Here is a 389-nt window from a genome sequence, read left to right as displayed (position 1 = left end):
CGCAGATCATCCAGGCATCGCGGTCTGCGCGGGCCACGACCAACTCAGCCTGCAACTCCTCCACACGGGCATGCATCTCGCCGGCATCGACGGCGGTCTCGATTAAGAGTTCCTGAGCCTCGGCGAGCGCCGCGCGCAACTTCGTGTTCTCGGTCGCGAGCGCGAGGACCAGAGCCGTCGTCTCGTCGCTCATCCTTCGGCAACTTGTTCGGCGCATGCTGAGCTACGCTGCTTCGGCGGCCAGCTGATTGCCCCCCATCCGCTACGCCCGCCCTGATTTCCCACCCCACAGCAGGGCCGCCGCAGCGGATTGGGGGCGATCAGCTGGCCGCCTATGCAGCGTAGCTCAGCATGCGCCGAACAAGTTGCCGAAGGATGAGCGACGAGAC

General features: G+C 65.8%; 1 protein-coding gene. It reads right to left on the bottom strand.

The window, feature by feature from the left end; all coding sequences use genetic code 11:
• Nucleotides 1–193, bottom strand: a 193-nt coding sequence (locus tag MKK60_RS28005; protein ID WP_243989325.1) for a hypothetical protein, incomplete at its 3' end; no start/stop codon positions are given.
• Nucleotides 194–389 lie beyond the last annotated feature (196 nt).

The organism is Methylobacterium sp. J-092 (genome assembly GCF_022829325.1).
Classification (GTDB): Bacteria; Pseudomonadota; Alphaproteobacteria; order Rhizobiales; family Beijerinckiaceae; genus Methylobacterium.
Note: the sequence above shows the minus strand (reverse complement) of the source record. Positions and strands in the feature narration are given on the sequence as shown.